Here is a 26,421-nt window from a genome sequence, read left to right on the forward strand (position 1 = left end):
TTCGTCGCGCGTGCGCGTCCCCAGCGGCCACGCTTGTCGTCAATTTGTCTTGCAGCGTCGATAGCATCCGCCGCCTGTGCCCCGCCCCCAGAGACCGATGTCCGCCCAGCTTTCCTTGACCCCCACCGCCAAGGCGCCGCCCCGCCTATCCGGCCTGCCGAACTGGACCCGCGAACCGCTGTTGCACTTCCTGCTGCTGGGCGCTGCCCTGTTCGGCGCCGACCGCCTGCTCAACCGCGACACCGCGGGGTCCAACGAGATCATCATCAGCGCCGAAGTCGATCGCGAGGCCCGCGAGCTGTTCAAAGCCAAGCGCGGCCATGAGCCCAACGCCGAAGAGACCGCCGCGCTGCGCAAGGTCTGGCTCGACAACGAGGTGCTCTACCGCGAAGGCCTGGCGCTGCAGCTCGACAAAGGCGACACCGCGATCCGAGAACGCGTCATCTTCAAGGCGCTCAGCGTGGTCGACGGCGGCACCCAGCTGCCGCCGGTCAAGGAGCCGGTGCTGCGCGACTGGTTCGAGAAACACCGCGCCCGCTACGACGAGCCGGCTCGGTTCGACTTCCAGGAGGCCGTGCTGGGCGGCGAGGCGAACGAGGCGGCCGTGCGCACTTTCGTCGACCTGCTGAACAACGGCGTGCCGGGCGACACCAAGGCCGGGTTGCGCGTCTTCAAGGGGAGGCCGCACAGCAACCTTTTACAGAGCTATGGCGAGGACTTCGCGAAGGCACTGGAAGGAGCCACCGCGGGCCAATGGCTGGCGCTCCAGTCGCGCGAGGGCTGGCACGCCGTGCGGCTGGACGCCAGCAGCGGCGCCAGACCGGCCAGCTTCGAGGCGCTGCGCGGCGTGGTGCTGCAGGACTGGACGGACGCGACCCTGGCCGTCCAACGCAGCGCCGCAGTGGCAGCCCTCGCCAGGAAATACACCGTCAAGGTGGAGGCGACTGCCCCATGAAGCGCGGGTGGATGTGGTTGCGTGCCATGCTGTGGCTCGCCGTTGCGGCCGCCGCCCTGCCCGCCTCGGCACACGAGATGAGCATGGCCGAGTTGCAGTTGCGCGAAACGCAGCGCGGCGAATTCGTCTGGCAGTGGTCGGCGGGCGAGAAGCGCCCGGTGGGCCAGGATCTGACACCCGTGTGGCCGCAAGGCTGCACGACCCAGGCCAATGCGCTGCGCTGCGGCGAGCAAGGCCTGGCCGGCACGATGTCGGTCAGGGGCGTCGGCGAACGCTACTCCGCGGCCGTCGTCAAGGTCGTCTGGATGAACGGCGACACCCGCGTCTACACGCTGACCAAGGCCCAGCCCACGGTGCAGCTCTACGGTGCCGCCAACGACCCGCGCGGCATGGGCGAGATCGCCAGCGCCTACACGCTGCTGGGCGTCGAGCACATCCTCGGCGGCATCGACCACCTGCTCTTCGTCATTGGCCTGCTGTTCCTCGTCGGCTTTCGCCGCCGCCTGGTCTGGACTATCACCGCCTTCACGGCCGCCCACAGCCTGACGCTGGCGAGCAGCGCCCTGGGGCTGCTGACGCTGCGCTCGGCACCGGTGGAGGCCAGCATCGCGCTATCCATCGTTCTGGTGGCTGGCGAGGCGCTGCACAAGCGCGACACCCTGGCGGGGCGCTGGCCAGCCCTGGTCGCCTTCCTGTTCGGCCTCGTGCACGGCCTGGGCTTTGCCGGCGCGCTGAAGGAAATCGGCCTGCCCGAGAACCATCTGCTGGTCGCGCTGCTGACCTTCAACGTCGGCGTCGAACTGGGCCAGCTGATGACTGTCGGCTTCTGCTGGTGCCTGTGGCGCCTCAGCGCCCGCTGGCCGGCCACGCAGCGGCTGCGCACGGTGCTGCTCTACATGATCGGCAGCGCCGCGGCTTACTGGTCGTGGCTGCGCATCGCGGCAGTTCTGGCATGACAGACGAAGTCATCGGCCTTTTCCCGGTGCCGCTGCTGCGCGCGCCGGGCGTGCTGCCCGTGCCCCTCGTCAATGCGCTGATCGACCACTTCAGCACTCGCGCGCTGCAGGCCAACAATAGCTCGGGAGCCCTGTCGCACACCCAGATGCTGCAGCCCGGCGACAGCCCGTTGCTTGTGCAGGCCGCGGCGCTGATCACACCCAAGATCGCCGAATTCGGCCGCCACCTCTTTGGCGAGACCCTGGGCTGGGCCATCAAGGAGATGTGGGTCAACGTGCTGGACACCGGCGGGCGCCAGGCCATGCACAACCACGCCAACAGCTTTGCCTCCGGCGTCGTCTACCTGACCGAGACCCATGACTCGGCCCGCACCGTCTTCATGAAGTCGCCCGGCGGCCATGACTTCGCGCTGAAGAACGACCACGCCGGCGTGACCGCCGGCCCCTACAACGCCGAGAAATGGGTCGGCCCCGCGCCCAGCCCGGGCGACATGGTGCTGTTCCCCAGCTATCTGATGCACGCCGTGCCGCCCAACGCTGGCGGGCGGCGCATCAGCCTGGCCTTCAACGCCATCCCGACACGGTTGGAGAGCTGGGGCTACACGCTGAGCTTCAACTCTTGAAGCATCTGGCTTTACTGCTGATGGCCGCGTCCGGCTTTGCCGGGCTGGGCTACCAGATCGTCTGGACGCAGCAGCTCGGACTCGTGCTGGGCCACGAATCGGCCGCCGTGCTCGCGGTAGTCGCGGCTTTCTTCGGCGGGCTGTCGCTGGGGTCATTGCTGCTGGGCCGCCGCATCGAGGCCAGCGCGAGGCCGCTGCGTTGGTACGCCGCCTGCGAGGCGCTGATCGGCATCTGGGGTGCCGTGCTGATGGCTGCCATGCCCATGGCCAGCAACGCGGCACTCGCGCTGATCGGCCCGGACGCCACGCCGCTGTGGCAGTGGAGCATTGCCTTTGCAGCGAGCTTCATGCTGCTGCTGCCGGCCTCCGCCGCGATGGGCGCCACGCTGCCAGCCATGGCCCGCATCGGTACCGCGGGCGTCGCGCCGCTGTATGCCGCGAACACACTGGGCGCCGTCGCCGGCGTGCTGGCCACCGCCTTCTGGCTGATTCCGAATTGGGGACTGACACGTAGCGCAGGGCTTTGCGTCGCCCTCAACCTGGGCTGCGCATTCCTGGCCGGCGTTTCATTGCAGTCCCGCCCCGCGCCGGCGCCTGCCTCACCGACATCGAGCCGGCCACTCGTCCTGCTGGCCCTGAGCGGGTTGCTCGGCATCGCCTACGAAGTGCTGGCCGTGCGCGTGCTCAGCCAGGTGGCCGAGGACACCGTCTACACCTTCGCGCTGCTTCTGGCCGTCTATCTCGCTGGCAGCGCACTGGGCGCCGCAGCCCATGCACGCTGGCCAGCGCTGCGCAACGCGCCGCGCCTGCTGCAGGCCCTGGCCGTGAGCATCCTCCTCGGCATGGCCGCGCTGTGGAGCGCCGACGCGATCAAGTCATGGTTGCAGCCGGAGACGCTGGCCGCGGCACTGGCCACCGAGGCTGTGCTCGCCGTCGCCGTGTTCGCGCTGCCGACGCTGCTGATGGGCGCCCTGTTCTGCCAGCTCAGCGCCGACGCGTCCGCGGCCGGCATTGCGTTCAGCCGCGCACTCGGCGTCAACACGCTGGGCGCCACGCTGGCCGCGCCGCTGTTCGGTGTGCTCATCGCGCCCGCCCTCGGCCCCAAACTCGCCTTGATCCTCGTCGCAGCGGGCTATCTGCTGCTCCTGCCGGCCTGGCGCAGCTTCGGCTGGTCGCTGCCTGCTGCCGCCACCGCCGCGATTGCCGTTCTGGCACCGCCGCTGGCCTTCGTCGACCGCCCCGAGGGCGGCCGCATCCTCAGCTACCGAGAGGGCGCAATGGCCGCCGTCAGCGTCGTCGAGGACGCCACGGGCGTGGCGCGGCTGCGCATCAACAACCGCCAGCAGGAAGGCAGCAGTGCGACGCTGCATGTCGACGGCCGCCAGGCACTGCTGCCGCTGCTGCTGCATCCGGCGCCGCAGCGCGCCCTCTTCCTCGGCCTGGGCTCGGGCATCACTGCCGGCGTGGCCGCGCGGCTGCCTGGCGTGCAGGTGGAGGCCGTCGAACTGCTGCCCGAAGTCATCGAAGCCTCCGCGCTGTTCCGCCCCGCGCTGGGCGAAGGCCCCAGCCCGCGCCTGCATGCCGCCGATGCGCGCCGCTTCGTACGCACCAGCGCGCACCACTACGACGTCATCGTCTCCGACAACTTCCATCCCGCCCGCAGCGGCTCGGGTGCTCTCTACACGGTCGAGCATTTCCGCGCCGTGCGCGAGCGGCTTGCGCCGCAAGGCCTGTTCTGCCAATGGCTGCCGCTGCACCAGCTCGACCTGGAAACGCTGCGCAGCATCACGGCGGCCTTCCTGCAGGCCTTTCCCGATGGCGCCGCCATCCTCGCCAGCAACAGCCTGGACACGCCCACGCTGGGCCTTGTCGGGCGAACCGGCGGTACCCGCTTTGCGCCGAGGGTGGCGCCGGGGCTGGCGGGGCATTTCGGCCTTGGCGACAGCTTCGCCGTGCTCGGCAGCTTCATCGCCGACGCCCCAGCGCTGCGCCGCCTCGCCGCGGACGCGCCGCTGAACACCGACGACCGCCCCTGGGTGGCCTACCGCACACCCCGCGTCACCTATGCGCCCGACTCCGCACCGCGTGACCGCCTGCTCGCGCTGCTGGGCGAGGTGAGCGTCGACATGGGCACGCTGCTCGCCCAGCCGGATGCCGCAGCGGCCGCGCGCCTCTCGGCCTACACCCAGGCCCGCCGCGACTACCTGGACCTGGGCCGCCGCACCACACCCAGCGCAGACCCGGCCGTCATGCTGGCCCGCGTCGGCCCGCCGCTGCTGGCCGTACTGCGCCAAAGCCCCGACTTCCGGCCCGCCGCTGAACCGCTGCGCCGAATCGCGCAAGCGTTGGCCCCGCGCGACCCGGCAACTGCGCAACGCCTGCTCGCATCCCTGGCCGATATCCGCCCCGATCTCGCCGCCCCCTGACCCGGTGTTGGGCCGGCGTCAGCCCTTCGTGGCAAGCTGCGGCCCATGCGTTGGGCTTTCATCACAGACATTCATGCCAATAAACAGGCCCTGCAAGCCGTCCTGGCGGACGCGCGGGCCCAGGGCGCCACGCGCTATGCGCTGCTGGGCGACTTTGTCGGCTACGGCGCCGACCCGGCCTGGGTGGTCGATCAGGTCATGGCCCTGGTCACCGATGGCGCCATCGCCGTGCAGGGCAACCACGATGAAGCCGTGGTCCATGGCGGCACGCCGGGCATGCACCCCGATGCCCGCGCGGTCATCGACTGGACGCGCGCCCAGCTGAACGAAGACCAGTTGCGCTTTCTCGCGCGGCTGCCGTTGCAGGCTCACGGTGAGCCGGGCCATTGCCTGTTCGTGCATGCCAATGCCTTCGATCCCAATGGCTGGGAATACGTGCAGGGCCGCGCCGAGGCCGTGAAGAGCCTGCACGCCAGCGCGGCGCGCATCCAGGTCTGCGGCCATATGCACGAGCCCATGCTCTTCCACCTCTCCGGCACCGGCAAGGCAGGCGACTTCCGGCCCGTGGCCGGCGTGCCCATGCCGCTGCCGGCGCACCGCCAGTGGCTGGTCATTCCCGGCTCCTGCGGCCAGCCGCGTGACGGCAACCCGGCGGCCTGCTACGCGTTGCTCGACCCCGGCAAGTCCGATCTGGACGATGCCCGCATCACCTTCCAGCGTGTGGCCTACGACGTTGACGCGGCCGTCGCGGCCCTGCGCGCAACCGACCTGCCGCCGCTGATAGCTGAGCGTCTCGCCGGCCGCCTCACCCGCGGAGAGTGATGAGCACGACAGCCCCTGCCTCACCCGCCCCGCCAGCTCCGCTAGAAGCGGGCCAGGTGCTGGACGATTTCCGGCTGGAGGCTCGCCTGCACCAGGGCGGCATGGCCAACCTGTGGCGGGTCAGCCGCGTGGAAGGCAGTGACAGCGGCGCCGATGACGGCATCGAACTGCTGATGAAGGTGCCGCGCATCAAGGGCGGCGAGGATCCGGCCACCATCGTCGGCTTCGAGGTCGAGCAGATGCTGATGCCACAGCTCAGCGGCCCGCATGTGCCACGGTTCGTCGCCCGCGGCGACTGGACACGCCAGGCCTTCATCGTCATGGAGCACATTCCTGGCGACACGCTGCGCCCGCGGCTGGACGATGCGCCGCTGCCGCCCGAGGAAGTGGCCGACATCGGCGCCCGCGTCGCCACGGCCCTGGCCGCGCTGCACCGCCAGCATGTCGTGCACCTGGACATCAAGCCGAGCAACATCATGTTCCGCGCCGACGGCACGGCCGTGCTGGTCGACTTCGGCCTGAGCCGGCACGAGCAGCTGCCCGATCTGCTCGAAGAGGAKTTCACGCTGCCCATGGGCACGGGGCCCTATATGAGCCCGGAGCAGGTGCAGTTCGTGCGCAACGACCAGCGCAGCGACCTGTTTGCGCTGGGCGTCATGCTTTACCACCTGGCCACCGGCGAGCGCCCCTTCGGCCAGCCGGACTCGGTGCGCGGCCTGCGCCGGCGCCTCTTCGTCGAGCCCGTGCCGCCGCGCGCCATCCGCCCCGAATTGCCGCCCTGGCTGCAGGAAGTCATCCTGCATTGCCTGGAGGTCAAGCCCGAGCGCCGCTACCAGAGCGCCGCCCAGCTCGCGCTGGACCTGCGCGAACCCGCCGGCGTGGCGTTGACCGCGCGCGCTGAGAAGCTGCAAGTCAGCGGCAGCATGAGCCGGCTCAGGCGCTGGTTCCTCGCGCTGGGCGCCGAACCCGCGCCCGCGGCGCCGGCCGGCCAGCAACTGGCGCGCAGCCCCATCGTCATGGCGGCGGTGGACGTGGACAACGCCACGCCCGAGCTGCTGGCCCAGCTCTGCGAGACGGTGCGCCGCATCGTGCAGACCGAGGCCGGCGCACGGTTGGCCTGCGTGTCCGTGATGCGCGTGAACCGCATCGGCATTGATGAGCTGACCGACCAGCATGGCCAGAGCCTGCATGTGAAGCAGCTCATCGCGCTCAAGCACTGGGCGCGGCCCATCAGCAAGGCGCTCAGCCTCGAAGACGGGCGGCTGACCTTCCACGTGCTGGAGGCGCCCGACGCAGCCGGCGCCATCATCGACTTCGCCCACCGCAACGGCGTGGACCACATCGTCATGGGCGCCCGCGGCGCGTCGGCGCTGCGGCGCTACCTGGGCAGCGTATCGGGCCAGGTCGTGGCCGAGTCGGACTGCACGGTCACCGTCGTGCGCGAGCCGGCGGGTGGATAGCGGAAAAACAAGCCTCCAGTTGACCTGAACCGGCGACTGAACTCAATGACTTGCGAGGTCATCGACGCGCCGCAGTGACGCGGCCAGACTCCTTCTCGCCAACACAAAGGAGTAATCAAGATGCCTGCCTTCGATGTCCTGCCCCTCGCCGTCGCGCTGCTGATCGGCATTCCCGCCTTCGGTTCCTGCCTGGGCATCGGCCTGGCCAGCATGAAGCTGCTGGAGGGCATCGCTCGCCAGCCCGAGATCGCGCCCGAGCTGCAGACCAAGTTCTTCCTGGCGGTCGGCGTGACCGATGGCGCCTTCATCATCGCCACCGGCATCGGCCTGTGGTTCGCGACCGCAAACCCCTTCGCTCACTAGCCCCCGAAGTACGGATCGCCCGCGGGCCGCTTCTTGCGCGCCGGAGCGATCTGCGTGGTGATCGTCACCGCGCTACCGGTGGCGGCGACCTTCACTTCCGTCGGCGAACCTTCGACGAGCTGGTCGGGGTGCCAGATGCGCACCCGCGCCGGGCCTTCCGGCAAGCCTTGCAGCACGGCCCTGCCGTCCTCGCCGCCCAACTTGGCCCAGGGCGTGTCGGCCACGTAGATGTGGCCGCGCATGGAGCCGTGGATGTGGCAACCCAGCAGATAGGCGCCGGGCTGGCTCAGCACCTTGCTGTCAGAGGCCGGTGGCTTGTTGCCAACGCGGCCGGCGAGTCGAAACTGGGTGTTCTGGCCCGGGTCGACGTAGACACCGCCGGCGCCCATCAGCCCGAGGATGACGTGATGGTCCCAGGTGTCCAGGTTGCTGAAGCTGACCTTGGCGCCCAGGCCGACGACGCTGACCGTGGGCACGAAGCGCAGCTTCTCCTGCACGACGGTCGCCTCCATCACCGTGGTGGGCCGCAGGCCCTGCACCGCACTGTCGACCAGCACGACGGCGTCTGCCAGCGGCTTGCCGTTGCGATCCATCACGGTGACGGTCAGATCCGCGGCCTGGGCTGCGCCGGCGGCCAGCAGCAGGAGGGTGCCAAGGAATGCGCGCATGGTGGGCTGGGATGAGGTGGGGTCGATCCAGTGTCTCACCGCTACCTACACTGGCTGGATGAGTGACAACCCCTGTTTGAGCTGCGGCGCCTGCTGCGCGAGCTTTCGGGTCGACTTCGACCGCAGCGAGCTGGAGAGCGAAGGCGGCGGCGTGCCCGATGGCCTGGCGGTGGAGCTCACCGGCCGCCTGGTGCGCATGCGCGGCACCGACCATGCCCAGCCGCGCTGCGCGGCGCTCAGCGGCAAGGTGGGCGTGAAGGCCAGCTGCGGCATCCACGAGTGGCGCCCCTCGCCCTGCCGCGAGTTCGGCGAGCGGGCGCCCATGGGCATTGGTGACGAGGCCTGTGCCCGGGCCCGAGCCCGGCACGGGCTCGCTGCGATCTGATGGCGACTAGGATCCCGCCGGCCCTCGGAGCGGTATGCGCTGCTGGCGCTGCTGCTCGCGGATCTCGTTCAGCCAGGCCAGCTTGGCGCCATACATCTCACGGTCCTTGACCGTCGCGCTGTTCTCCAGCGCCTTGGCGATCTCGCCGCGCGCACCCGACACATCGCCCATGCCGTAGTTGGCCAGGCCCAGCCAGAAATGGAACTCGGGCACATAGGCTGCTCTCGCCAACTCCTTGCGGAACAGCTGGCGGGCGGCCGCGTACTCGCCCGCCCGCATGGCCGCCAAGCCTTCGTCGAAGAACTTGTAGGGCGCGATGGGCTGGATTTGGGCGAGCTGGTTGGAATAGACCAGAGCCTCCTCCCGGCGACCGGTGTCGCTGAGCACGAGAACGAGGTTGGACATTGCCTGGGTGTTGAGCGGCTCGCGATCCAGCACCAGGCGCAGCGTCGCCTCGGCGCGGTCCATCAGGCCCTTGCGGCGGTAGAGCACGGCCAGGGTGTTGTAGGCCGACAGCCAACGTGCATCGGTGCGGATGGCCTCGCGCGCCCACCAGTAGGCGTCATCGACCTTGCCCACCGTCAGCGCCTCAGCGGCACGGTTGTTCAGGAACATCGCCAGGATGGTGGACTCGTCGACGACCCGGCCGCGATGGCCGCGCACCTGGTCGGGCGGCAGGAAGTCGATGGTCAGCAGCTCCGGGTCACCGAAGACGGTTGTGCGGCCGACGGCCAGCGGCCGGGCCAGGCTGATGTTGACGTGGCCGGCGACGAAGAAGATGCCGTTGGAACGGGTCCAGCTCTCTTCCAGGAAGACGCTGTTGAAGCGCACCGGCATGTTCAGGTGGCGGGCGAAGGCCGCCGTCATCAGCACCAGCGACATGCAGTTGCCACGCTTGGCCTCGAAGGCCTCGGCCGCCGTGCGGGTGTTCTCGGCGTCGTAGTCCAGCTGCAGCCGGCCCTTGGTGTAGAGGGCGTCGATGAGGCCATCGCGCAGACCCTTGTTGCGGATCTCGCTGGCCATCTCCGTCTCGGCGAAGCGCTTCATCGCCGGGCTCAGAGCCAGCGCCTCCTGCGCATCGATGTGGACGCTGGGCGGCTTGAACGCGGAATCGACGAAAACGTCGGTGGTCGGCGGTGGCCTGGTTTCGACGGCGCAGCCACTCAGGCCGACCGCCGTGGCGATCACGGCCAGGGCGGCGCTCAAGGTACGGATCTTGTTCATGGCAGTCCCCTGCTCTCGCTGCAGTCTCCTGGTTGAAGCTTAGTCCTGCGCTGCCCGCATGTCGTGAGTCATCCTCACGATTTCCTCAGTCGTCACATCTTTCGTTTCCTTCCAGACGCAAGGCATCATGATTGAAATAAAACTACACATAGATCAAATAGATCCATGAGCCTTCTGGGCGAATCTCTCTATACATAGTGGAAATTCATGAACTTCCCCTCGGGATTTCACCAGCTTCCATATGTAGTTTTGCTTCAATAGCATCCGCGCACTTCCAAGGAGTGCACGACATGAAGGCATGGGCAGGCTGGGCGCTGCAGGCGCGACAGGCGATCACGGGCTTGGCAATCGGCGCGCTGGCGCTGCTGGGGGCCTGTGGCGGCGGGAGCGTCGAACCACAGGCCACCATGAGCAGCGTCAGCAGCGCGGCAGCCGAAGACAGCAGCGGCGTTGAGCTGCTGGCCGGCGTGCCAGTCGCCCAGCAGGCGCCACGCGCCAAGATTGCCGCCGTGGCTACGCCCGGTGCACCCGCCACCTCGCTGCGCGTGCACTACCGCCGCTCGGGCGGCGACTACGCCGGCTGGCAGATCCACACCTGGAACGCCGCCCAAAGCCCGAACTGGAACGGCGGCTGGAACGCGGCCGGCAGCGACGACTTCGGCGTCTATTACGACGTGCCCCTGGCCGCGGGCAGCGGCACCGTCGGCTTCCTGCTGCACAACGGCGACAACAAGGACAACGGCGGCGCCGACCAGAGCTATGTGCTGCAGGCGGGCGCCAACGAGATCTGGCGCCTGCAGGGCGACAGCACCAGCTACGCCAGCAACCCGCTGCTGCTGCCCGCGCCCGACATCAAGACCCTGCGCGTGCACTACAAGCGCTTCGACAGCGGCTACAGCGCCTGGGGCCTGCATCTGTGGAACGGCAGCGGCCTGAACGTGGCCGCCCTGCCAAACTTCCCCTCAGGCGTCAACATCGAGAACTGGGGCCAGCCCGTGCCGCTGAGCGCCATGCCCGGCTACGCAGCGGGCGACGGCGAAGTCGTGTTCGACATCCCCGTGCTCAACCCGCAGGGCGACGTGAACCGCAAGGCCCTGGAATTCATCATCCATGGCATGCCGCCCAATGAGAACGACAAGGACGGCCGCAACGACAACATCCATGTCGAGTACGCCGCGCTGAACATCCAGAACCAGGTCGGCCAGATCTGGCTGGTGGAGCGCGACGCCACCGTCTACTTCGCGCCGCCGGACCTGCGCCAGGTCTCCAGCACCGATGCCCGCGCCGTGTGGCTGAACAAGACGCTGGTGAAGTGGCCGCGCATCGCCACCAGCAGCCCGGCTCGCCTCTATTACTCGGCCACTGGCCAGATCAGCGTCGGCCTCGAAGCGCCGGTGCAAGGCGCTGACGGCTACATCACGCTGGACGCCTTCACCGGCACCGTGCCCGCCGCTGACGCGCTGCGCTTCAAGTACGTGGCCAGCGGCACCGTCTTCAACGTGCGTGCAGCCGACGTGGTTCGCCTGCCCAGCCTGCACCAGCAGCAACTCGTGCTCGTGCAGGAAGACGCCAACGGCAAGGTGCAGAACGCCACCACCGCCCAGATCGCCGGCGCACTGGACGACCTCTATGCCGCCGCCAACAACGTGCCCGACCTGGGCGCCGTCGCCAGCAATGGCAACACCAGCTTCAAGCTGTGGGCACCCACCGCGCAGAACGTATCGCTGGTGCTGACGACGGCCCTGGGCAACTCGGGCCTGACCCGCACCACTACCGAGCCGATGGCGCGCGACGCTGCCACCGGCGTCTGGAGCCTCAGCAAGCAAGGCCATCTGCAAGGCGCCAACTACCGCTACCAGGTGCAGGTCTTCGTCAAGGGCACGGGCCTGGTGAAGAACCTCGTCACCGACCCCTACTCCCTCGGCCTGACCCTGGGCAGCCAGCAAAGCGTTGTCATGGACCTGCAGGCCCAGGCCACCAAGCCCAATGGCTGGGACCAGAGCGCGCCGCCCACCACCGTGGCCGCGCCGTCGGACCTCAGCATCTACGAGCTGCACGTCCGCGATTTCTCGATCAACGACGCCACCGTGCCCGCCGCCAGGCGCGGCAAATACCTGGCCTTCACCGAAAGCCAGTCCAATGGCATGAAGCACATGACGGCGCTGGCCGCCGCCGGCCTGACCGACGTGCACCTGCTGCCCGTCTTCGACATCGCCAGCGTCAACGAGAAGAGCTGCGTGACGCCCTCCCCCAGCGGCGCACCCGACAGCGAATCCCAGCAGGCCACCGTGGCCGCTACCGCCGGCACCGACTGCTTCAACTGGGGCTACGACCCACTGCAGTTCAGCACGCCGGAGGGCAGCTACTCCAGCAATGCCAACGACCCGCTGACCCGCGTCGTCGAGTTCCGCCGCATGGTGCAGGCCCTGAACGCCGCCGGCCTGCGCGTGGGCATGGACGTGGTGTTCAACCACACCACCTCGTCGGGCCAGAACGCCAACTCGGTGCTCGACAAGGTCGTGCCCGGCTACTACTACCGCCTCAGCGCGACCGGCGGCATCGAGCGCTCGACCTGCTGCGAGAACACCGCGGCCGAGAACCTGATGATGGCCAAGCTGATGATCGACTCGGCCGTCACCTGGACGCGCGACTACCGCATCAGCTCGCTGCGCTTCGACATCATGGGCCACCACCCGCGCTCGGTCATCGAGGCGCTGAAGGCGCGCGTCAAGGTCGCCACCGGCCGCGAGGTGCAGATCGTCGGCGAGGGCTGGAACTTCGGCGAAGTCGCCAACGGCGCGCGCTTCGTGCAGGCCGAGATGCTGTCGCTGAACGGCTCCGGCATCGGCAGCTTCAACCCGCTGATCCGCGACGCGGTGCGCGGCGGCGGCTGCTGCGACTCCGGCAACGCCCTCGTCGCCAACCAGGGCTATGTGAACGGCTTCTTCTACGACAGCAATGCCTCCGCCTCCGGTCAGAGCCGCGGCGAGCTGATGTGGTTTGCCGACCGCTTGAAGGCGTCGCTCGCCGGCTCCATCCGCAGCTTCCAGATGCAGACGAGCTGGGACGCCAATCTGCGCCTGGACCAGATCGACGTCGGCGGCATCCCGGCCGGCTGGGTGCTGGAGCCCGGCGAGGTCGTCAACTACGTGGAGAACCACGACAACCTGACGCTGTTCGACAACAACGCCTTCCGCCTGCCCACCGGCACCAGCAAGGAGGACCGCGCCCGCGTGCAGATCCTGGCCAGCGCCATCAATGCCTTCAGCCAGGGCGTGGCCTATTTCCACGCCGGCGTGGACACGCTGCGCAGCAAGAGCCTGGACCGCAACAGCTACGACAGCGGCGACTGGTTCAACCGCCTGGACTGGAGCTATGCCGACAACAACTTCGGCGTCGGCCTGCCGCCCTCGCGCGACAACGGCGACAACTGGGGCCTGGCCCGTCCGCTGCTGGCGAATGCGCTGATCAAGCCCCATGCCAATGACATCGCGTGGACCCGCGACGCCTTCCGCGACCTGCTGCGCATCCGCAAGAGCAGCACGCTGCTGCGCCTGCGCACGGCCGACGACATCAAGTCGCGCCTGAGCTTCCTGAACACCGGCTCCAACCAGGAAGCCACCGTGCTGGTCGGCCGCCTGAACGGCGTGGGCTACCCGGGCGCCAACTTTGATGAACTCGTCTACCTGATCAACGTCGACAAGACCGCCAAGCAGCTCACGCTGCCCACGCTCGCCGGCCACGCGCTGGAACTGCACCCGGCGCACACCGCCGACCAGCACGCTCGCGCAGCCACGTTCGACCGCACCACCGGCGCCTTCAACGTGCCGGCCCGCACGGCCGTCGTCTTCGTCGCTCGCCCCGCGGCATCCAACTGAGAACCCAAGGCATGAACAAGCAACTCCAACGCCTGGCCACTGCGGCGACCCTGGCTTTCGCCGGACTCACCGCCCAGGCCGCGCCCGTCGTCGTCGACGTGAGCGGCGCGCAGAGCATCAACCTGCTGGGCGAAGCGGGCAACACTGTCTGGCTCATCGACATCGGCGCCAACGCGGTACTGAACTCGCTGGCCTGGACGCTGGACCTGAACGCTTTCGCGCCCAGCGTGTTGTCGGAGATGCAGCTCAGCTTCGGCAACTCCAGCGGTCTGGACTTGTTCACCTTCGCGCCGGGCGCCCTGGACAGCACCAGCGGCAGCGGCAGCTACGCCGGCTCGCTTGACCTGACGCTCCTGGGCGCCAGCGCTGGCGCCGACGGCCTGCTGCGCATCGAGTTCAGCGAGGGCTTCAAGGACTTCGCGCTGAACGTCGCCGAGGGCCAGTGGGTCAGCGGCAATCTCAGCTTCGACGTCAGCACCGTGCCCGAGCCGGCTACTGCGGCGCTGGTGCTCCTGGGCCTCGGCCTGATCGGCGCGCATGGGCACCGCACCCGGCGCGGCTGAGTCGCGCACCATTCAAATCAAAGGCCCTGGCTGCCGCGCGTTTCAGCGTTTCGCATATTCGACGCGGTTACGGCCGGAATTCTTGGCACGGTAAAGCGCCTGGTCTGCGCGCGAGATCGATTCCGATATGTCTTCCACCGGCCGATACTCGGTCAGCCCCATCGACACCGTGACCTTGAAGTCATCTCCAAATCCGGGGAATCTGATGACTTCGATCAGCCGACGGATTCTCTCTGCGCAGGCCTTTGCGCCATCTGCACCCGCCTGCCCCAGGATCATCATGAACTCCTCTCCGCCAAAGCGCGCTGAAAAATCGCAGCCACGCAAAGTCTTTTGCAGTGCGTTGGCCACCTCCTTGAGCACCTCATCTCCTTTGAGATGCCCAAAGCTGTCGTTGACCAGTTTGAAATGATCAATATCGACAACCACGATTGAGAATAGCTGGCCGGTGCGGTCGGCGCGATTCTTCTCGACGGACAGCACATCCATCAAATGGCGCCGATTGAACAGGCCCGTCAATTCGTCATGAATCGACATATCGTGCACCATCTTCAATGCCTTTTCCAGTTCGGCATTGAGCTGGTGCGCAGCGTCCCGGCTTTGTTCAGCAGCGCTTTTCGCCGCCTTCACCTCGGATCTTTGACGGGCATACTGGTCGGAAAGATTGCAGATAAAAAGGGCGGCGGGGAGAAAACAGAGTGCGTAGAAAATCTCGACACCCAGTGATCCAGGCTGCTTCAGATGAACGATTGCAACATATGAGCCGGCCATCTGCAGCAATGTCGCGCTGGCAGTAACGATGAGGGACTGGATCAGGTTTGCGTTCGACAAGAGAAACGACAGCGCCATCAGGGCGCAAAACAGCGCAGCGCCGCGTACTTCCCTGAGAACGAGAAACCAGGCCGAATACATGACGAGCCAGACGGCAAACTGACCGAAGAAGACGAAGTTGGCGAATTTCTTGGTAGCTACATTCTTCAGCCTGATCCACAGCAGGAATATCGCCGTAACACCTAGCGATATCGACGCAAGGAGCAAGACCTCAGGAAGCCTGACCGAAGAAATTCCTGCAAGGTAGGCCCCCAGAGTCGCAATCTGTGTGATGGCATACGCGACAAAAACAAGCGTCGTATATTTGAGAAGGATCTTCTTTCTGCGGACGTTCTTGTCGAAATCTTGCGCAGCTTGCATGGTTGACGTCGCCTGACCTCTGTTGACCCATTCCTTGAATCCTCAACCGGCAAGCCCGCGCACCAGCGTGTCGTCGCGTCTCACCGGAAGCCGTTGGCGGAATATCGTTGCTTGTTCGCGCCGCTGCAAATCCCGCCAACGGCGCCCTCAATCCAGCACGAACACGGCCGCACTGCGGGCCGGCACATCGAAGACACCGCGAACCGCCTTGGCCTCGCGCGCCACGCGCCGATCCGCCGCCTGTGAATGGCGCTGCGCGGGGTGCAGGCGCCAGACGGCAGAGGCCTCCTCGGGGAGCTTCAGCGTCTGCGCCGTCGGCGCGACGTTGATCAGCGTCATCACGGCTTTGAAGCCCGCGCCCGGCAGGCCTTTTCCGTCGATGCGCGTCGCCACCAGCACCGGGTTCTGGCTTGGGCCGCTGCCGGGGAAGCTCAACCGCTTCTTGATCTCGGCGGCGCTGCTCAACCGCAGCAGCGGCGTGCTGGCGCGGATCTGCAGCAGGTCGCGAAAGACGTCGCGGGCCCAGGCGATCTCGGCCGGGCCGGGGGAAATGGCCCCATCGGTCAGCCGCTCGCGGGCCAGCGCCCAGTCGCGGCCGTCCTTGCCGAAGTTGTCCTGCCTGGGCGGCAGGCCGGTGCCGAAGTGGTTGCTCTTGTAGCTCCAGTCCAGCCGGTTGAACCAGTCGCCGCTGTCGTAGCTGTTGCGGTCCATGCTCTTGCTGCGCAGGATGTCCTGGCCGGCATGGAAGTAGGCAATGCCCTGGCTGAAAGCCACCACCGCAGCGCCCAGCATCTGCACGCGGGCGCGGTCCGCGCGGCTGGTCGCCAGCGGCAGCTTCAACGTGTTGACGTCGAACAGCGTCTGGTTGTCGTGGTTCTCTACGTAGTTGACGACCTCGCCCGGCTCGGACGCGAAGCCGGCCGGCTGGTCGCCGCCGTAGAGGATGGCATCGAGGCGCTTGGTCTCGCCACGCCAGGTCGTCAGCTCATAGCCGCGCAGCGAGCCGGCCAGGCCGACACGGATCATGTCGGCGGCGGCCAGCAGCTCTTCCGGCTTCGCGTTCGACAAGGCATTGGGCGCGTACACCAGGCCATTGAGCCAGCCCTGGTTGCGCACGCTGTCGTCGCCGCCCTCGCCTGCGCTGCCACCTCGTGCGGCATCCCGGCCGCGGTCGCTGAACGAGCCGATGCCGCTGCCGTTCAGGCTCAGATGCGAGGCCTGCACAAAGCGCGCGCCATGGGCAACCTCGCCAAAATTCCAGCCCTCGCCCAGCAGTTGCACCGGGCGGCCGGCTTCGGCGTCGACGCGCTTTTGCAGCTTCTCCATCGCCTCGCGCGGCTGGTGACCCATCAGGTCAAAGCGCATGGAGTCGATGTGGTACTCGCGCACCCACAGCGCCGCCGAGTCGATCATCAGCTTGGCCATCATGCGATGCTCGGTGGCCGTGTTGTCGCAGCAGGTGGAGCGCTCAACCTCGCCCTTGGCATTGAGGCGGTGGTAGTAGCCGGGCACGAGGCGGTCCAGCACGGACTTGGGCGCCTGGCTGGCCGCGGCCATGTGGTTGTAGACCATGTCCATGCCGACGCGCAGGCCGGCCTGGTGCAGGGCCATCACCATCTGGCGGAACTCGACGACGCGCCGGAGCGGGTCGGTCGCGTAGCTGCCCTCCGGCACGTTGAAATGCCAGGGGTCGTAGCCCCAGTTGAAGCAGTCGTCGGCCGCGACGGCCATGACGGCGGCCTGCTGGGCCTCGCCGTCGGCGGGCGCGTCGGGCACCGTCGGCGTCATACAGCCGCGCTCCGGCACGCTGGCGAGGTCGAAGACCGGCAGCAGGTGCACGTCGGTCAGGCCGGCCTTGGAAAGCGCCTTGAGGTGCTTCATGCCGTTGGACTCACCTTGCGTGAAAGCCAGGTATTTGCCGCGCCATTCGGGCCGCACAGTCGTGTCGCTGACCGAGAAGTCGCGCACATGCAGTTCGTAGATGACCTGGTCGGTGGCGAGCCTCACGCGTGTCGGGCGCGGCGAGGCGTCCCAGCCACGCGGCTTGAGCGCGGGGGCAGCAAGGTCGGCGACGACGCTGAGCCGCGAGTCGGCCGTCAGCGCGACCGAATAGGGATCGGTGACGAGATTGCGCACCCGGCCATGGGTGGGCGTGACGACGTCGACGAGGTAGCGATAGGCCTGGCCGCTCAGGTCGCCCGGCAGCTCGGCACGCCAGACACCGATGGCGGCATCGAGACGCATCGCATCGACCGCCACCACGGGCGAGTCGGGCCCGGCATGGCGACACAGCAGCACGCGCTGGGCCGTCGGGGCCCAGACGGCAAAGCGCGTCTGCGCCTTGGCGGGATGGGCGCCAAAATCCGTCACGCGCTCGGCCGCGGCATAGAGGTCGTCCAGGGCGCCGGGCAATTGCAGGCCTGTCGCGCCAAGGACGCTGCCGTCGGCAGCTTCGTGCACCAGCATCAACTGCTCGCGCAGCAGGGCCGCGGCATCCGCGCCGCCCGCAATGGCGAAGCGCGGCCCCTCACCGATGAAACGGAATCGCGCCGGCAGCGCCACCGTGGCGGGCACGAGTTCGACCGCGCCATCGGCGCCAGTGACCCTGTCGCCAGCCGGCGCCTTCAGCCCCGCCGCCCGGGCGTGATACAGGCGTACGCGGTCGCCGCCCTGCAGCTTCAGCCCCGGCCACTGCACGGTCCGCGCATCCAGCCAATAGGCCTCGGCTGCCGGCCGCGCAGCAGGTGCGGGGATCGGCACTTCGGCATTGCAATCGTCCAGATCGCTGGCGCGCGCTGCACCGGCAATCAGCGTCAGGCCCAGCGCCATGCAGCACAGCAGGGGGCGATATGGCATGAAGGTCTCCTTGTTGTTTTTGAATAGTAGCAAAACTACATTCATCGAAATCCCGCTAGCGAATCACCCAATGTCGTCGCTATGCTCGACATCAGATTGATAAGTAGTTTGATTACATGACTGCCTCATGGACAAGTTTTCTCGTCCACACCGCCACCTGCTGAACACCATGCAAAAGCAACTGCTGCTCACCCTCGCACTGGCCGCAGCGGCCACGGCACAAGCCCAGATCGACACACGGCCGGTACCGCCCCAGCCGCGCGCCAGCGCCCTGCCCGCGAACTGGCAGCACGGCGTCTTCATGGAAGTCTTCGTGCGCGGCTACCAGGACAGCAATGGCGACGGCATCGGCGACCTGAAAGGCCTGACCCGGCGACTGGACTACCTGAAGAAGCTCGGCGTCAGCGGCCTGTGGCTGATGCCCATCACCGCCAGCTCCGATCACGATCACGGCTACGCCACGACCGACTTCCGCGCCATCGAACCGCAGTACGGCACGCTGGCCGACTTCGACGAGCTGATCCGCGAGGCGCACAAGCGCGGCATCGCCATCGTCATGGACTACGTCATCAACCACGCGTCCTGGCAATTCCCGCCCTTCCAAGAGGCCGTGGCCGACCGCAATAGCCCCTGGCGCAGCTGGTTCGTCTGGAATACCGCGCCGGGCCCCGGCTGGGACATCTGGGGCAAATATCCCTGGTACGACGCCGCCACCAAGCCGTGGGACTGGCCCGGCGAACTGAAGGACCTGCCCGCGCCGAAGCCTGGTGCGCCGGACGTGTTCTTCGGCACCTTCGGCCCGCAGATGCCCGACTTCAACATGCGCAACCCGGCCGTGGTGCAGTACCACGAGGACTCGCTGCGCTTCTGGCTCAACCGCGGCCTGGACGGCTACCGGCTGGATGCCGTGCCTCACCTCATCGAGAACAACGCCAAGGACTGGAACGACCAGCCCGAAAGCCGCGTGCTGACCAAGCGCTTCCAGGACCTCATCAAGAGCTACCCCGGCCGCTACGTCGTCTGCGAGGCCACGGCCGAGCCCATCGCCTATGGCAAGCCGGAGCTGTGCGGCGGCGCCTTCGCCTTCAACCAGAACTACGAAATCATCAAGGCTGCCAAGGGCGAGGTTGCGGCGGTGCAGAAGGTGGCCGACTACTACCGCAGCATGTCGCCGACGATGGCGACCTTTCTGCACAACCACGACATCTTCACCGGCCAACGCGTGTGGGACCAACTGCACGGCGACGAAGCCCGCTACCGGCTCGCCGCGGCGAGCTATCTGCTGCTGCCCGGCACGCCCTTCGTCTACTACGGCGAGGAGATCGGCCATGCTGGCATCGACGGCAAGGGTGACGATCCGCTGCGTTCGCCGATGAGCTGGACCGCGGCAGGTGGTTTCACGACCAACCCCCAGCCCTTCCGCCCGCTGGCCCTGAACCGCAGTGCCCATAACGCCGAAAGCCAGCAGCGCGACGCCGGCTCGCTGTTCAACTTCTACCGTGAGCTGATCGCGCTGCGCCGCGCGTCGCCGGCACTGACATTGGGCCGCTACGAGTCCGACCGCGTCGACGGCGCCGTCTGGAGCTTCCAGCGCGTGCAGGGCAAGGAGCGTGTCCTCGTTGCCATCAACTACGGCGACACACCGGCCACCATCGAACTGACGGCGCATGCCCGGGCGCTCTATCCCAAGGGCGCCGTCTCCGCCACGCTGCAGCCGCTTTCGGTGCGCATCTACAGCTTGCAAGCGCCATGAAGTCCCTGATCACCCTGACCACCGCCCTGTTGATGAGCCTGAACACGATGGCCGCCGGCCTGCAGCATGTCGAACCGCCCAACTGGTGGGTCGGCATGCACGACACCTCCCTGCAACTGATGCTGCATGGCAGCGGCATTGCCGGCGCCCAGCCGACGCTGGCGCCCTACCCCGGCGTGAGGTTGAAGGGCAGCCACCGCGCCACCAGCGCCAACTACCTCTTCATCGACCTCGACGTAAGCCCCGACGCCAAGCCGGGCGAACTGCTGCTGACCATTGCCGGCCGCACGCTGCGCTACTCGCTGCTGGCCCGCGCACCCGGCTCAGCCGATCGCCAGGGCTTCGGCCCCAAGGACGCCATCTATCTCGTCGTGCCCGACCGCTTCGCCAAAAGTGGCAGCGGCCGGCAGGCCGACATGAAGGAAGGCGTCAACCGCGCGGACCCCGGCGGCCGCCACGGCGGCGACCTGGCCGGCATGCGCCAGCACCTGGGCTATATCGCCGGGCTCGGGTTCACCCAGGTCTGGCCGACGCCGCTGGTCGAGAACAACAGCGCCAGGTACAGCTATCACGGCTATGCGGCGACGGACTTCTACAAGATCGATCCGCGCTTCGGCACGAACGACGACTTCGGCGCCTTCGCCACCGAGGCTCGGGCCCAGGGCGTCGGCGTCATCCAGGACATCGTGCTCAACCACATCGGCAGCGGCCACTGGTGGATGGCCGACCTGCCGGCGCCGGACTGGGTCAACCAATGGCCAGCCGGATACACCGAAACCCACCACGCGCGCATGACGCTGCAGGATCCCTACGCCTCGGCCAGCGACCGCCTGCGCTTCACCGATGGCTGGTTTGTTCCCGGCATGCCCGACCTGAACCAGCGCCGGCCCGAGCTGGCCACCTATCTGACGCAGATGACGCTGTGGTGGGTCGAGCGCTTCGGCCTGTCAGGCATCCGCACCGACACCTACTCCTACTCCGACCGCGACTTCCTGACCCGCTGGTCCGCCCGCGTCATGCAGGAGTACCCGCGCCTGAACATCGTCGGCGAGGAATGGAGCCCGCACCCGGCCGTCGTGTCCTACTGGCAGCGCGGCAAGAAGAACCATGACGGCTATGTGTCATACGCACCCAGCCTGATGGACTTCCCGCTGCAGGGCAATCTGCTGGCCGCGCTGACCGAGGACGACGGCGCCCACACCGGCCTGACCAAGCTCTACGAGGGGCTGGCGCATGACTTCGTCTACCCCGACCCGGCCAACCTCGTGCTGTTCGACGGCAACCACGACACGCCGCGCCTGTTTTCGCTGCTCAAGCGCGATGTCGGCCTGACCAAGATCGCGCTGGCCTACCTCGCCACCACGCGGCGCATCCCGCAGCTGTTCTACGGCAGCGAGATCCTGCTCGAGAGCCCCGTGGAGCGCGACGACGGCCGCGTGCGCGCCGACATGCCCGGCGGCTGGCCCGGCGACACCGTCAACGCCTTCACCGGCGCGGGCCTGACGGCCGAGCAGCGTGAGATGCAGGACTGGACGCGCCGCCTCTTCAACTGGCGCAAGGGCGCCACCACCATCCACGACGGCGCGCTGATGCAGTACGCACCGCTGGACGGCTGCCATGTCTTCTTCCGCTACGAAGCCGACCGCACCGTCATGGTCGTGCTGAACAAGAGCGCCGAGCCGGTGAATCTGGCGCTGTCCCGCTTCAGCGAGCGCGTGGCCGCGGGCGACCGTGCCCGCGACGTCCTCGGTGACCGGGAGTTCAGCCTCGGCGCCGCGCTGACGGTGGCGGCGCGCAGCCCGCTGATCCTGGAAGTCTCGCGCTGAACGGAAAAGGGCTTCTTGCGGAGCCCTTGTTGCCGAGGCGAACGCCTATCAGCAGGGGCGACGGCGGCGTGCCAGCAGGCCGACAACACCCAGGCCGGCGAGCAGCAGGGCATAGGTTTCAGGTTCCGGCACGGGGTTTGCGGTGAACGCGAAACTCAGCTTGTTCTGCGGCTGCGCGCCGATGGCGGCGAAGCTGCCGCCGGACGCATTCAGCGTGATGGAAGCGCCCGTCACGGCGAAGCTGCTGAACGCGCCGACCGGCACGCTGGTAGAGCCGGAGAAATAGCCCAAGAAGGGGTTGATGACCGTCTGCGTCAGGGGCGCAGAAGGCAACGCCATGGGCGCGCCGCCATCCAGCGAGACCATGCCCGTCGCGGTGATCGACGTCGTCGCGCCGCCGTTCTGGGCGTAGACGATGTTGCCCAGGCTGGACATGACGGCACCGCTCAAGGCGTAGCCCGGGTTGACCGAGATGGTGAAGTCGGGAATGGCGAAAGTGGCCGACATCGCCGCGCCACCCACGCTCGTGACGTTCACCGACGGGTCCACCGACCAATCGAAGCCCACAGCGCCGCCACCGGCCGTGAACCAGCTGCTGATCCAGCCGAAGCCCGTGGTGGTTTCGTCGTAGGTGACTGAGTAGGAGCCGGCGTTCAGCGTCGTGGTGGCGCTGGCCAGGCCGGAAACGAGCAGGGCCGCGGCGGCGGCAAGGGTCTTGATCTGCATGGTGGACCTTCTTTGGAAGCGCCCCGGCGCAAAGGCGCACCGAGGAAACCGGCCGATGCTAGCGAAATGCCCCGCAGCCCGCCCCTCTGATTGATCAACAACGTGCTACCGATGAAGCCAAACCGCCCCCCGGTTCAGGGGGAAGGCGGCTTGCAGCGTCAGGCGGGCAGCTTCAACAGCTCGAACGGGCCCCGGCCCGAAGCCGCGGTAATGAGTCCGAGCACACGGGCCGGCTCGCTGCCCAGCATGCCCCAGTGGAAGCGCCAACCCCAGTTGCCACCCAGCACGCCGGGCACATTCATGCGGTGGGCGCTGTTCAGGCCAAGCACGTCCTGCAGCGGATACACGGCCATGTTGGCCACTGAATTCGCGCAGGCGCGGATCATGGCCCAGTGCACGTCGTGGTCGCCGCAGGCGAGGTAAGAGCCGGCAAAGGCGCGCTCGCGAGGCTTGGCCTGGTCCCACCAGCCGCGCACGGTGTCGTTGTCATGCGTGCCGGTGTAGGCCACCGAGGCCCTGGGCCACATATGCGGCAGGAATTCGTGCTGCGCTGTAGCGCCGAAGGCGAACTGCAGGATCTTCATGCCGGGGAAGCCGCAACCATCGCGCAGCGCGTGCACGTCATCGGTGATGAAGCCCAGGTCCTCCGCCACGATGGGCAGCGGGCCCAGGGCTTGTCTGATGGCGTCGAAGAGGGCCATGCCCGGGCCGGTCAGCCACTGGCCCTGCGTGGCGTCGGGGCTGCTGGCGGGAATCTCGTAGTAGCCGGCAAAGCCGCGGAAATGGTCGATGCGAAAGACGTCGGCCTGCGTCAGCGCGCGCTGGATGCGCGCCGTCCACCAGGCGTAGTTCTCGTCGGCCATCTTGTCCCACCGGTAGAGCGGGTTGCCCCAGCGCTGGCCGAGCGGGCCGAGGTCATCGGGCGGCACGCCGGCCACCACCGTGGTCTGGAAGTTGTCGTCCAGCTCGTAAAGGTCCGGGCGCGACCAGCAGTCGGCGCTGTCGTGGGCGACAAAGATGGGCAGGTCACCCATGATGTGGACGCCGCGCTCGTTGGCGTAGCTCTTGAGCGCTCCGGCCTGCACGTCGAACTGCCACTGCACGAATTGCCAAAAGGCGATCTCGTCGGCGTAGTCCTTGCGCGCCGCCGCCAGTGCCGCGGACTCACGCTTCTTCAGGCCTTCGCTCCATTCCCACCACGGCTGGCCGTTCAGCGGCGAGCGGATGGCCATGAAGAGGACGTAGTCGTCCAGCCAGCTTTGCGCTTCCAGGCACCACTTGGCGAAGGCGATGCGGTCCGCGTCCGCCGCGTTGGCGAAGAAGCCCTTGGCCGCGGCGCGCAACTGCTGCTCGCGCCAGGGCGTGACCTCGCCATAGTTGATTAGGCCGCCGTTGAAGGCCGGGACGCTCGGCTGGGTCAGCCAGCCCTTGGCGACCAGCGGTTCCAGCGCCACCATCCACTGGCTGCCGGCGAAGGCCGACACGCCCTGGTAGGGGCTGTCGCCGGGGCCGATGGGCGTCGTCGGCAGCAACTGCCAGACGGACTGGCCGGCGGACTGCAACCAGTCGACGAAACGATAAGCGTCGGGGCCGAAGTCGCCCATGCCATGGGGGCCGGGCAGCGAGGTGATGTGCAGCAGCACACCCGAGGAGCGTTGGTTCAGGTTCATGCGTGGCGCAGTACGACGAGGGAACGGGCCGGCACATTGAGCGGCTGGCCGGGAAGAACGAGGGGCGCGGCCGATTCGCCGCTGCTGTCGAGCACGAGCTGCCAGGGCCCGTTGCAAAGCAGGAAGGGCAGCGGCGCCGGGTCGGGGTTGAAGACGATCATCAGCCGCGGCGCGCCGGCATCCGCTTCGCGCAGCTGGGCGCCGAAAGCGCGCTGGCCGGCGTCGTGCCAGTCGTGCGGGCTCATCTCGTGGCCGCTGGGCGCGTACCAGGCAATGCTGGCGTCTGCCGGGCCACTGGCAAACCAGCGCGGGTGGCGCAGCAGCGGCTCGCTCGCGCGCAGGGTCAGCAGTTGCGCGACGAGCTCGGTCGTGCGGCCTTCAGCCTGGTCCCAGTTCAGCCAGGTGATGCCGTTGTCCTGGCAATACGCGTTGTTGTTGCCGCCCTGGCCATTGCCGATCTCGTCACCGGCGCACAGCATCGGCGTGCCTTGCGCCAGCAGCAGCGTGGCCAGCAAAGCGCGGCGAACGCGTTCGCGGGTGGCGTTGATGGCGGCGTCCTCGGTCGGGCCTTCGGCACCGAAGTTGGCGCAGAGCTCGCCGTCGCGGCCATCACGGTTCTCTTCGCCATTGGCGTGGTTGTGCTTGGTGGAATAGCTCGTCAGGTCTGCCAGCGTGAAGCCGTCATGAACGGCCACGAAGTTGACGGAGGCGGTGGGCAGCCGCTGCCCATGGTGAAAGACATCACTCGAGGCCATGAAGCGCCGCGCCAGCTCTCCGCGCCCGACGCCCGGTCCGGCGCCGAGCCAATAGCCGCGCACGGCATCGCGGAACTTGTCGTTCCACTCCAGGAAGCGGCCGGGGAAGCGGCCGACCTGGTAGCCGTCGTAGGCCGCGTCCCAGGGCTCGGCGATCAGGTGCACGCCGGCCAGCAACGGGTCCTGGCGCAGCGCGGTGAAGAAGGCGGCATTCGGGTCATAGCCCTGGTTCGTGCGGCCCAGCACCGGCGCCAGGTCAAAGCGGAAGCCGTCGACGCCCATCTCGGCGACCCAGTAGCGCAGCGAGTCCAGCACGAACTGCGTCACGCGCGGGTGGGCACAGTTGACGGTATTGCCGCAGCCGGTCAGGTTCTCATTGCGGCTCTTGTCATCCGCGACGAGCCGGTACCAGGTGGCGTTGTCCAGGCCACGCAAGCTCAGCGTCGGGCCGAACTCGTTGCCCTCGGGCGTGTGGTTGTAGACGACGTCCAGCACCACCTCCAGGCCGGCCTCGTGCAGGGCGCCCACCATCTGGCGGAACTCGGCCGTCACGGCGGTCGGGTCGTTGCGGTGAGCCGCATTCGCCCAACGCGGGTCCGGGCAGAAGAAGCCCAGCGTGTTGTAGCCCCAGTAGTTGTGCAGGCCGCGCTCGGCGAGGTGGGGCTCGTCGATGCAGTAGTGCACCGGCAGCAGCGACAGCGTCGTCACGCCCAGGCGCTTGAAATGAGCGATGGATGCGGGGTGGGCCAGGCCGGCATAGGTGCCGCGCAGTTCCTCGGGCATGCCGGGCAGCAGCTTGGAGAAGCCTTTGACATGGGCCTCGTAGAGCACGACGTCGGCCGGCGCGCGGCGCGGCTGGGGGGCACGCGCGTGATTCACGGGTGGTGGCGCGACACGCGCCTTCAGCGCCTGCGTCGCGTTGTCGCGCGCATCCAGCGAGCGCGGGCCGTCCGGGTGGCCCAGCTCGTAGCCGTGGTGCTCGGCCCGCCAGCCGAAGTGGCCGACGATCTCGCGCGCGTACGGGTCCAGCAGCAGCTTGTGCGGGTTGAAGCGGTGGCCCTGTTCGGGCACATAGAGACCGTGGGCGCGCAGGCCGTAGACCAGGCCGGGGCCAACGCCGGGCAGGAAGCCATGGAACACGCCGTCATGCGGGCCGTCCAGCGCGTAGCGGCGCAGCTCGCGCTGGCCTTCGCCGTCGAAGACGCAGAGCTCGATGCGCGTCGCGTGCTCGCTCGCGAAGGCGAAGTTGACGCCGCCGTCACGGGCGAGCGCTCCCAACGGCTCGTGCCAGCCGGGTTGCAGATCAGGCAGATGCGCCATG

General features: G+C 67.9%; 19 protein-coding genes. 12 read left to right on the plus strand and 7 right to left on the minus strand.

Translation table 11 applies throughout. The features are described from left to right. Positions 1 to 115 precede the first annotated feature (115 nt). The 7 genes from ACXJLH_RS22225 to atpE all read left to right on the plus strand — a co-directional run bounded on the left by ACXJLH_RS22225 (position 116) and on the right by atpE (position 7,605). A complete protein-coding gene (locus tag ACXJLH_RS22225) occupies positions 116 to 955 on the plus strand; it encodes a peptidylprolyl isomerase (protein WP_457446297.1) in 840 nt (279 codons plus the stop codon). Beyond that, positions 952 to 1,911: a HupE/UreJ family protein gene (locus ACXJLH_RS22230; protein WP_457446299.1), complete on the plus strand. Its 960-nt coding sequence runs from the start codon at positions 952 to 954 to the stop codon at positions 1,909 to 1,911. The genes ACXJLH_RS22225 and ACXJLH_RS22230 overlap by 4 nt, the downstream gene beginning before the upstream one ends. Next, complete coding sequence (locus ACXJLH_RS22235; RefSeq protein WP_457446301.1) at positions 1,908 to 2,534, plus strand: TIGR02466 family protein; 627 nt, start codon at positions 1,908 to 1,910, stop codon at positions 2,532 to 2,534. The genes ACXJLH_RS22230 and ACXJLH_RS22235 overlap by 4 nt, the downstream gene beginning before the upstream one ends. Then, positions 2,531 to 4,960 carry a fused MFS/spermidine synthase gene (locus tag ACXJLH_RS22240; RefSeq protein WP_457446303.1) on the plus strand — a complete coding sequence of 810 codons (2,430 nt, stop codon included), beginning with the start codon at positions 2,531 to 2,533 and terminating at the stop codon, positions 4,958 to 4,960. The genes ACXJLH_RS22235 and ACXJLH_RS22240 overlap by 4 nt, the downstream gene beginning before the upstream one ends. A 45-nt stretch (positions 4,961 to 5,005) precedes the next feature. Then, positions 5,006 to 5,782 (plus strand): metallophosphoesterase family protein, encoded by a 777-nt coding sequence (locus ACXJLH_RS22245; protein WP_457323550.1) that lies wholly within the window; start codon positions 5,006 to 5,008, stop codon positions 5,780 to 5,782. Then, positions 5,782 to 7,242, plus strand: coding sequence for a protein kinase domain-containing protein (locus tag ACXJLH_RS22250; protein ID WP_457446305.1), 1,461 nt, complete (start codon positions 5,782 to 5,784; stop codon positions 7,240 to 7,242). Before ACXJLH_RS22245 ends, ACXJLH_RS22250 begins: the two co-directional genes overlap by 1 nt. Positions 7,243 to 7,362: 120 nt before the next feature. Beyond that, on the plus strand, positions 7,363 to 7,605 hold the full coding sequence (gene atpE / locus ACXJLH_RS22255) for a F0F1 ATP synthase subunit C (protein ID WP_056201848.1): 243 nt from the start codon (positions 7,363 to 7,365) through the stop codon (positions 7,603 to 7,605). Here atpE and ACXJLH_RS22260 read toward each other — a convergent pair. Beyond that, entirely contained in the window at positions 7,602 to 8,273 is a 672-nt protein-coding gene (locus ACXJLH_RS22260; protein ID WP_457446307.1) for a plastocyanin, read from the minus strand. The genes atpE and ACXJLH_RS22260 overlap by 4 nt on opposite strands. A 58-nt stretch (positions 8,274 to 8,331) precedes the next feature. Between ACXJLH_RS22260 and ACXJLH_RS22265 the strand changes: the two genes are divergently transcribed. Further along, positions 8,332 to 8,658, plus strand: a complete 327-nt coding sequence (locus tag ACXJLH_RS22265; protein ID WP_457352917.1) for a YkgJ family cysteine cluster protein — start codon at positions 8,332 to 8,334, stop codon at positions 8,656 to 8,658. Positions 8,659 to 8,664: 6 nt separating this feature from the next. On the opposite strand, the gene ACXJLH_RS22270 is transcribed toward ACXJLH_RS22265, so the two are convergent. After that, positions 8,665 to 9,882, minus strand: a complete 1,218-nt coding sequence (locus tag ACXJLH_RS22270) for a tetratricopeptide repeat protein (protein ID WP_056201840.1) — start codon at positions 9,880 to 9,882, stop codon at positions 8,665 to 8,667. 290 nt (positions 9,883 to 10,172) lie between these two features. Here ACXJLH_RS22270 and ACXJLH_RS22275 point away from each other — a divergent pair, with 290 nt between their 5' ends. Next, positions 10,173 to 13,760, plus strand: coding sequence for an alpha-1,6-glucosidase domain-containing protein (locus ACXJLH_RS22275; protein WP_457446309.1), 3,588 nt, complete (start codon positions 10,173 to 10,175; stop codon positions 13,758 to 13,760). Positions 13,761 to 13,771: 11 nt separating this feature from the next. Next, entirely contained in the window at positions 13,772 to 14,323 is a 552-nt protein-coding gene (locus tag ACXJLH_RS22280; protein WP_457446311.1) for a PEP-CTERM sorting domain-containing protein, read from the plus strand. Between the two features lie 42 nt (positions 14,324 to 14,365). Here ACXJLH_RS22280 and ACXJLH_RS22285 read toward each other — a convergent pair whose 3' ends face one another. Continuing rightward, complete coding sequence (locus ACXJLH_RS22285) at positions 14,366 to 15,514, minus strand: GGDEF domain-containing protein (RefSeq protein WP_457446313.1); 1,149 nt, start codon at positions 15,512 to 15,514, stop codon at positions 14,366 to 14,368. A 147-nt stretch (positions 15,515 to 15,661) separates the two neighbouring features. Next, positions 15,662 to 18,370, minus strand: a complete 2,709-nt coding sequence (locus tag ACXJLH_RS22290; protein ID WP_457446315.1) for an alpha-1,6-glucosidase domain-containing protein — start codon at positions 18,368 to 18,370, stop codon at positions 15,662 to 15,664. A gap of 127 nt (positions 18,371 to 18,497) precedes the next feature. Between ACXJLH_RS22290 and ACXJLH_RS22295 the strand changes: the two genes are divergently transcribed. Beyond that, positions 18,498 to 20,123 carry an alpha-amylase family glycosyl hydrolase gene (locus tag ACXJLH_RS22295; RefSeq protein WP_457446317.1) on the plus strand — a complete coding sequence of 542 codons (1,626 nt, stop codon included), beginning with the start codon at positions 18,498 to 18,500 and terminating at the stop codon, positions 20,121 to 20,123. After that, positions 20,120 to 21,949: a glycoside hydrolase family 13 protein gene (locus ACXJLH_RS22300; RefSeq protein WP_457446319.1), complete on the plus strand. Its 1,830-nt coding sequence runs from the start codon at positions 20,120 to 20,122 to the stop codon at positions 21,947 to 21,949. Before ACXJLH_RS22295 ends, ACXJLH_RS22300 begins: the two co-directional genes overlap by 4 nt. A 48-nt stretch (positions 21,950 to 21,997) precedes the next feature. On the opposite strand, the gene ACXJLH_RS22305 is transcribed toward ACXJLH_RS22300, so the two are convergent. The 3 genes from ACXJLH_RS22305 to glgX all read right to left on the minus strand — a co-directional run bounded on the left by ACXJLH_RS22305 (position 21,998) and on the right by glgX (position 26,420). Next, positions 21,998 to 22,675, minus strand: a complete 678-nt coding sequence (locus tag ACXJLH_RS22305; RefSeq protein ID WP_457446321.1) for a PEP-CTERM sorting domain-containing protein — start codon at positions 22,673 to 22,675, stop codon at positions 21,998 to 22,000. Positions 22,676 to 22,833: 158 nt separating this feature from the next. Then, a complete protein-coding gene (gene malQ / locus ACXJLH_RS22310; RefSeq protein ID WP_457446323.1) occupies positions 22,834 to 24,345 on the minus strand; it encodes a 4-alpha-glucanotransferase in 1,512 nt (503 codons plus the stop codon). Continuing rightward, positions 24,342 to 26,420, minus strand: a complete 2,079-nt coding sequence (gene glgX / locus ACXJLH_RS22315) for a glycogen debranching protein GlgX (protein ID WP_457446325.1) — start codon at positions 26,418 to 26,420, stop codon at positions 24,342 to 24,344. The genes malQ and glgX overlap by 4 nt, the downstream gene beginning before the upstream one ends. Position 26,421 lies beyond the last annotated feature (1 nt).

Source organism: Roseateles sp. P5_E4 (assembly GCF_054049255.1).